At 67.2% G+C, this 7,537-nt stretch carries 6 protein-coding genes; 1 reads left to right on the top strand and 5 read right to left on the bottom strand.

Going from position 1 to position 7,537, the window contains the following annotated elements; translation table 11 throughout:
- Nucleotides 1-1,473, top strand: a 1,473-nt coding sequence (locus AC1MIR_RS18055) for a hypothetical protein (RefSeq protein ID WP_480029584.1), incomplete at its 5' end; no start/stop codon positions are given.
- 55 nt (nt 1,474-1,528) lie between these two features.
- Here the strand turns inward: AC1MIR_RS18055 and AC1MIR_RS18050 are convergent.
- From AC1MIR_RS18050 to mtnB, 5 genes are all read right to left on the bottom strand, one after another.
- The gene (locus AC1MIR_RS18050) at nt 1,529-2,104 is read right to left on the bottom strand and encodes a hypothetical protein (protein ID WP_480029583.1); all 576 of its coding nucleotides are present in this window, start codon (nt 2,102-2,104) and stop codon (nt 1,529-1,531) included.
- 275 nt (nt 2,105-2,379) lie between these two features.
- Nucleotides 2,380-3,363, bottom strand: coding sequence for a magnesium transporter CorA family protein (locus tag AC1MIR_RS18045; protein WP_480029582.1), 984 nt, complete (start codon nt 3,361-3,363; stop codon nt 2,380-2,382).
- A gap of 55 nt (nt 3,364-3,418) precedes the next feature.
- A complete protein-coding gene (mtnC, locus tag AC1MIR_RS18040; protein ID WP_480029581.1) occupies nt 3,419-4,162 on the bottom strand; it encodes an acireductone synthase in 744 nt (247 codons plus the stop codon).
- Nucleotides 4,162-4,701, bottom strand: a complete 540-nt coding sequence (locus AC1MIR_RS18035) for a 1,2-dihydroxy-3-keto-5-methylthiopentene dioxygenase (protein WP_480029580.1) — start codon at nt 4,699-4,701, stop codon at nt 4,162-4,164. Before AC1MIR_RS18035 ends, mtnC begins: the two co-directional genes overlap by 1 nt.
- Nucleotides 4,698-7,376 carry a methylthioribulose 1-phosphate dehydratase gene (gene mtnB / locus AC1MIR_RS18030; protein ID WP_480029579.1) on the bottom strand — a complete coding sequence of 893 codons (2,679 nt, stop codon included), beginning with the start codon at nt 7,374-7,376 and terminating at the stop codon, nt 4,698-4,700. Before mtnB ends, AC1MIR_RS18035 begins: the two co-directional genes overlap by 4 nt.
- Nucleotides 7,377-7,537 lie beyond the last annotated feature (161 nt).

Genomic DNA, 7,537 nt, shown 5'->3' with positions numbered 1-7,537 from the left:
CCCTCAAATCTGCACCTCCACCGGGGTGTCGGAGGGAGGCGTAGCGCGGCGCCGCGTGCGGTTTGCCCGCAACTCGCCCATCCAGCCCAGCGCCGGCTTGTAACGATGCTGTTTCGAGACAGCCTCTCAGAAGAGGTGGCTCAGCGTTTACATGATGCGGCGCTGAGGCTCGGATGCCCACCGATCGGAGCGCTTTCGTTTGATCAAAGTCGTGCGGCGAATTCTTTCATTCGTGTCGTCAAATGGATCCAAGAGCACAAGGCTCGCGAGCAAATTATGTTATTATTGGATGAAATTGAATTCATTACGCCTGGCGTTTCCAACCACCTCGGGCAACATTGGGACGAAGATCACCTCCCATTCTGGCAAACAATTCGCTCCGCGTCGCAGGAGACAAAGGGCTTTATGACGTTTTGCGTCGCCGGAGTCAATCCTTCGAGTGTAGAGCATTCTCATTTTAAGCAAATCCCCAATCCGATATTTGAGCTTGCCTCGCCATTTTATCTTGATCCTCTTACTCGGCCTAGTATTCGAGATATGGTGCGCTCGATAGCGCGATACTCTGGCGCCGCCTTAAAGGAAGAGTGCTTCGATCTTCTTCTGGCGCAGTATGGCGGTCACCCTTACCTGATACGCCTGGCATGCAGCGAGGTCTTGCGTTCCTTCAAAGAAATCTCTGCAGAAAAGAAAATAGAAATATCCGTAGATGATTTCCGCCGTATATCAGAAGATATTCGGATCAGGTTGACGCAGCCCATAAAGGATATTTTGCTTTCTCTTGTTTGGTGGTACCCAGATGAATATGATATTCTTTGTATTTTAGCCAGTGATGACCAGGAGTTTGTCAAAGAATTTCTCCGGACGGAGCCCGATAAGGCTTCGCGTTTTGCAAAATATGGGCTCCTAGAACCGCACTCCGCTGAGTTCGCCATCAAAGATCTCAGGTCTTTTCTAGTAGAATCAGGTCAGAAATACAAGGATGCGATTTCCCCATTCACGCGAGGCGATCTTCCACAACAATATCTTCCCGAAGCACCCAACTTAGAGAATCTCTCCCTTCTTTTCAGCCAGCGAACCGAACTAGAATATGCGCTCAGAAAATTCTTGCTAATGGTGCTTCAATTTCGCCATGCGTTCGACAATGCGAAAGTGGCTCATGCAATCACCAGATGCATTCCAAAAACAAATGGTGATCGCGCGCAGTTGTTTACTGGAAGACAACCCACGGACGCCGTGAACGAGCTATATCTAAGTGATTTGAAGCCGATATTTGTCGGAAATTGGGATAATTTTTCTGCGTATTTTGGCGCTGATTCTAAAAGATTTGAAATGAATATTGATGCTATCAATATGTTTAGGCGTCATGAGGCGCACGCTAGGCCAGTCTCTTCTAAGCAAATGGAGGAGTTTGGTAATAGTTATGGTTGGTTGAAAGCTCGATTGGAGAAAGTGCCTGGATTAATGTCTGCTTGAGGGTGTGGCCTAGGTCTTGTGTGCTGCGCGGCGTCCAACACCGACCCGGTTCACTTTACGGCACCCTTAACGCCGCCCGCAGCCGCCGCTGATCCGTCGGGCACACGCGCCCCAGGCGCCGGTATTCCTCGGCGGTGTCGACCGCGGCGTGGCCTTCCTCGCGGGCCGCGCGCAGGCGGGCCAGGGCGGGCTCCAGGGCGCGCGAAAGATCCTCCTGCATGAGCTGGGCGGCGGTGGCGACGTCGGGCGCAAACATCTCGACGCTGTTGGCCCAGGCGCGGAGGGCGATGCGCAGCTCGGCGGCGGCGTCGCGGAGGGTGCGGCGGTTCAGCTCGGCGTGGCGGCGCTCATGGGCCAGCACTTCCCGCGCCAGGCAGCCGCCGGCCGGCACCTCCTTCGCCAGGCGGATGGTGTGCTCGGCGTGGAGCAGGCGCAGGCGCACCTCGGCGGGCACGGCGCAGACCGGGCCGCGGCTGGTGCCGCGGGAGCGGGCGGTGATGTCGGTGCGCCATTCCACGCGGGAGACGGTGAGGCCCAGGTGATGCGGGAAGGGGCCGTCATCCGTGCCGCCGGCCTCGCGGCGGAGGGTGGCGGCGGGGACGGGGGCGAGGATGCGGGGCTCGGGGTCCACCAGCTCGAAGCCGAGGATGGGGGTGCCGCGCGGGGGGCAGGTGGGGCGGGGGGTGTCGGGGGGTTGTGTGGGTGTGGCTTGGGGCGTGGGGGCTTGGGCGAGGGTGATGCGGGCGGGCTGGGTGGGAGGCGTGCCGTTGATCCGGGTGGCCCCCCCCACACCGCCCTCCCCCCCCAGGGGGGGGAGAGGGAGAGCGTGTGCGGGGGGCGGCGCCAGCAGCGCCAGCGGCGGCAGCAGCGACAGCAGCAGGGCAGCGGCGAGGACGCGCGAAAAAATCAAAGCCAGCCCTTGCGCTTGAAGTAGAAGATCGGCGCGGCGGCGGAGACGATCATCAGCAGCAGGGCGGCGGGGTAGCCCCAGGTCGAGTTCAGCTCGGGCATATGAGAAAAATTCATGCCGTAGATGCTGGCGATGAGGGTGGGGGGCATCAGGGCGACCGAGGCGACCGTGAAGGTCTTGATGATGTTGGTCTGCTCGACATTGATGATGCCGAGCACGGCGTCCAGCAGGAACTGCGCCTTGTTGTTCAGGAAGCCGGCGTGATCCACGAGCGAGCGCACGTCGCGCACCAGGGTCTTGATGAGCACCTGGTTCTCCTTCCGCACGGCGGTGGCCTTCTCGGCGCCGACGAAGGTGAGGATGCGGGAGAGGCCGAGCAGCGTCTCGCTGGCCCGCGTGGTGACCTCGCCGACCTGGCCGAGGGTGATCAGGGTCTCGCGCAGGTCGGCGTCGCGCTTGTCGGCCTTCACCTTGGCGCGGGCGGTGCGGAAGGCGGCGGCGGAGGCGCGGTCCATGTCGGCGCCGACGCGTTCGAGGATGTCGGCCAGGCGGTCCACGATCTGCTCGAACAGGTGCAGCATGACGCCGTCCGGCGTGGCGAGGAGCGCGGGCTGCTTGGCGCAGCGGGCGGCGAAGACGACGAAGGCCTTCGGCGTCTGGTAGCGCACCGTCACCAGTGCGCCGCCGGCGAGGACGAAGGTGATGGGGGTGGAGCCGTATTCGCCGCCCTCGACGCCGTAGAGGAAGTTGGCGGTGAGGAAGAGGGCCTCGTCCTCGCGGTAGAGGCGGGAGGAGCTTTCGATCTCCTCCATCTCCTCGCGGGTCGGGATTTCCAGGCGCAGCGCGTCCTGGACGGCGCGCTCCTCCTCCGCGGTGGGCTTGAGCAGGTCGATCCAGACGGCGCGGGCGAGATCGGGCGTGGGGAGCAGGCCCTCGCGGACGGCAAGGCGGCCCTCGGCGAGGGTGTAGGATGTCAGCATGACGCACTCTCCCGCCGCGGGATCGGGGGCATCTAGCCCGGCGGGCGCGCGGCTGTCACCCCGGCGCTGGGCGCGGGGCGGGAAGGCCGAAGCGGCGGGCGACGGCGGGGAAGTTTTCGGCCTCGGCGTGGCGGCGGGCGGGGCGCGTGCCGTCCTCGGGGCGGACGAGCTGGCAGGTGAGAAGGCCGGCGGCGGCGGCGGCGTCGAGTTCCTCGACCACGTCGGAGAGGAAGAGCGTTTCCCGCGCGTTGGCGCCGAGGCTGGCGACGATGGCCTGATAGGAATTGGCGTCGCGCTTCGGGCCGGTGGTGGTGTCGAAGAAGGCGGCGAAGAGCGGTTCCAGGTCGCCGGCGGCGGAATGGCGGAACAGCAGGCGCTGCGCCTCGACCGAGCCGGAGGAATAGACGGCGAGGGTGAGGCCGGAATCGGCCCAGGCACGGAGGCAGGGCGCGACATCGGGCCAGAGATGGCCGCGCAGGCGCCCGTCCTCGAAGCCGGCGCGCCAGATCATGCCCTGGAGGGTCTTGAGGGGGGTGACCTTGGCGTCCTCGGCCATCCACGCGCGCAGCGTGGCGCGAGGGTCGGGGCCGGGGATCCCGGCAAGGATGGCGGCGACCTGCGGGTCCGCGGCGCGGGCGTCGAGGAAGGCGTCGAGACTGGCCGCGGCGAAGGGAAACAGCGTGTCCTTGACGAAGGCGATGGCGCTGGTGGTGCCCTCGATGTCGGTGAGGATGGCGCGCACCGGCCCCTCCCCCACGCCGGGGTCGCCGTGGGGGGGCTCGGGGTGCGCTTCGGACATCAGGCGGTCGCGGCCGGGAAGCGCTCGGCCATGTCGGTGCCGGTGTAGTGCGGCGTCCAGCCGGAGGTGTCGGTGAAGACGCGGACCACGGCGAAGTCCGGGTTCTCGCCGGCGTCGAACCAGTGCTTCGAGTTGGCGGGGACGCTGATCAGGTCGCCGGGGCCGCAATGGGCGTCGAACACCTTGCCCTGCATGTGCAGCACGAAGTTGCCGGTGCCGCTGTGGAAGAAGCGGACCTCGTCCTCCGTATGCGTGTGCTCCGACAGGAATTTCTGGCGCATCGCGTCCTTCTGCGGGTGGTCGGGCGTCAGCTTGATCACGTCCGCCGTGCCGGCGCCGGTGGCGGCGAGGAAGGCGTCGAGATGCGGGCGATAGGCGGCGAGGATGGCATCCGCATCCGCATCGGCGGGAAGGTCGGCGCGCGGCCACTGCTCGAAGCGGACGCCGATGGCCTTGAGCTCGGCGGCGATGCGGGCGGGGTCTTCCGTCACCAGGAGCTGGTCGTTGGTGTCGGCGTTCCAGACGGTCAGGCGGCTCATCGCGGTTGCCTCCTCTCCTCCAATTCGCAGGCCAGCATGAATTCGAGCGCTTCCATGCGCATCAGCGCGGCCGGCATGTCGGGCGCCCATACATAGGAACCATGGCCGCGGATCAAGTAGCCGGGCGGGATGCTGGGCAGGCCATCCCAGAGCGCGTCGAGGCCGCGCTGCATGCGGGCGATGTCCTGGTCGTTGGGGATGACGGGCAGCGTCACCTCGGCGTCATGCGTCGGCAGGCCGGGGAAGGCCTTGAGCAGCTCGTAGCCGGCGAGCGTCAGCGTGTTGCCGGCGGCGCGCGACAGAACCGTGTTGGCGAGGGAGTGGCCGTGCAGCACCGCGCCCGCCTGCGGGAAGCGGCGGTAGATGCCGCAGTGAAGAAGGGTCTCGGCCGAGCTTTTCTTCAGCGGGTCCTCGGCGACGCCGTCGAGGTCCACCACCATGACGTCGTCAACGCCCAGAAAACCCTTGTGGCGGCCGGAGACGGTGACGGCCAGGCGCCGCGCATCGAGACGCACGGAAAAATTGCCGGCGGTGGCGGGCACGAGGCCAAGCGCGTCGAGCCGCCGCCCCCCCCCGGCCCGCGGGGGGGCGGGCGGCCCCCGGCCCCCCCGGGGCCCGGGGCGGGGCCGCGGGGGCCGGCACGCCCGGCGCCCCGGGCGGGCCGCGAGCGGCGTCGTGCTGGCGACCGGCGTCGGCGGGGCGCGCCATTGCCAGGCGATGATGCCGAGGCCGATGACGAGGCCGGCGATGTCGGTGAAGGCCTCCGGCACCATCAGCATCACCGCGCCGACGCCGCTCAGCAGGCGGAGCGGCAGCGACATCGCGGCGCGGAACATCCAGCCCTCGGTCGCGGAGGCGAGCAGGAAGACGCCGAGCACGGCGCTGCCCACGGCCTGCGCCACCACCAGCGGCTCGCCCTGGCCGAGGAGCGCGGGCGACATCCAGAACATGTAGGGCACGATGAAGGTGGCGAGGCCGAACTTCACCGCCTTCATCGAGGTCTTCCACATGTCGCCGCCCGCCAGCCCCGCCGCGGCGAAGGAGGCGAGTGCCACCGGCGGCGTGATGGCCGACAACACCGCGAAGTAGAAGATGAACATGTGCGCCGAGAGCGCCGGCACGCCCATGTCGATCAGGCCCGGCGCCACGACCGCCGCGGCGATCGCATAGGCCGCGGTGGTCGGCACGCCCATGCCGAGGATGATCGCGACCACCATCGCGAACATCAGCGCCAGCAGCGGCAGGCCGGAAGCGATGGCCAGCAGCAGCGAGGCGAAGCGGCCGCCGACGCCGGTCAGGCCGATCACGCCGGCCACGATGCCGGCGGTGGCGCAGACGGCGATGAGCTGCATCACCTCCCGCGCCGATCCGGCCAGCGCGTCGATCGTGCCCTGCACGAGCTGCACCACGGTGCCGACGATCGTCCGCGCCAGGCCGAGCTTCTGCATGAACAGGCCATGCGCGAGGAAGGTGCCGGCCATGATGACCAGTGCGGCGGCGATGCCCCAGGCGGCGGCGCGGAAGGGCGAATAGCCCTGGACCAGGATCGCGATCAGGATCAGCAGCGGCGCCAGCATGTAGATGCGCCCGGCCAGGGCCACGAGGCTCGGCAGCTCGCTGCGCGGCAGGCCGTGCAGGCCGGTCTTGCGGGCGTGCAGGTCGCAATGGGTATAGACCGCGAAGTAGAAGAGCAGCGCCGGGATCACGCCGGCGAGCGCGATGTCGGTGTAGGGAACGCCGAGCACCTCGGACATGATGAAGGCGCCGGCGCCCATCACGGGGGGCGCGAGCTGCCCGCCGGTGGAGGCGGTGGCCTCCACGGCGCCCGCCGTCTCGCGGTCGTAGCCGCCGCGCTTCATCATCGGGATGGTGAAGGTGCCGGAGGCGACGACATTCGCGACCGAGCTGCCGCTGACCGTGCCGAACATGAAGGAGGAGACGACGGCGACCTTCGCCTGGCCGCCGCGCGCCCAGCCGACCAGGCCGAGGGCGAGCTCGTTGAAGTAGTCCCCCGCGCGGCTGGTCTGCAGGAAGCAGGCGAAGGTGACGAACATGATGATGAAGGTGGAGGAGACCTGCACGATGGTCCCGAGCACCCCGTTGTTGCCGAACAGCTCGACGGCCGCCTGCTCGAGATCCACGCCGCGGTGGTAGAGCATTCCCGGCATCCAGGGCCCGACGAAGCAGTAGGCGATGAAGACGCCGGCGATGATCGGCATGGCGAGGCCGGCGCTGCGGCGGGCGAATTCCAGCACGATCAGGATGCCGCCGATGGCCACCGCCACGTCGCGCCAGTTCGGCCCCATGAAGCTGCGCATCTCGATGCCGTCGGCATCCATGACGTAATGCGCGACGATCAGCAGGCAGGGGATCATCAGCAGCCAGTCGTACCAGGGCACCCGGTTGCCGGGGGCGCGGACGGAGGGGGCGAAGAGGGCGAAGCCGAGGATGGCGCCGATGAAGACATGCGCCGCGCGGGAGACGGTGGGATCGGCCGGCATGACCAGCAGGATCCACATGTGCCAGGCGACGAAGATCGCTGCAGCCCAGCGCCAGGCGAGGCCCTGCCAGCCGGTGAGGGTCCGCCGGGCGGAGGAGAACTCGCTGTCGTCCACGGGTTGGACAGCGGCTGGCTGGGCAGCCATGTCCTGGCCGGACCGGACCGGATCGCTCATGGCGCGCACCTCCCTGAAACGCATCGCGCCGGCCCCGCATGGCGAGGTCGGCGCGTCGCCGCCCCCGGGTTGATCCCCGGCATGCGGCAAGGCCCCCTTTGCCCGACCCTAGAGGGGCGGGCGGGGGCGATCAATGCCGCCCCCCCCCCGCCGCGGGGCCG

The organism is Falsiroseomonas sp. RANM36 (assembly GCF_056682175.1).
This window is presented reverse-complemented; position numbering and strand designations above follow the sequence as displayed.

Coding starts and splice junctions, on each gene's coding strand:
- mtnC (WP_480029581.1), bottom strand. CDS start 4,162: ATGTCCGAAGCGCACCCCGAGCCCCCCCACGGCGACCCCGGCGTGGGG.
- mtnB (WP_480029579.1), bottom strand. CDS start 7,376: ATGAGCGATCCGGTCCGGTCCGGCCAGGACATGGCTGCCCAGCCAGCC.
- AC1MIR_RS18035 (WP_480029580.1), bottom strand. CDS start 4,701: ATGAGCCGCCTGACCGTCTGGAACGCCGACACCAACGACCAGCTCCTG.
- AC1MIR_RS18045 (WP_480029582.1), bottom strand. CDS start 3,363: ATGCTGACATCCTACACCCTCGCCGAGGGCCGCCTTGCCGTCCGCGAG.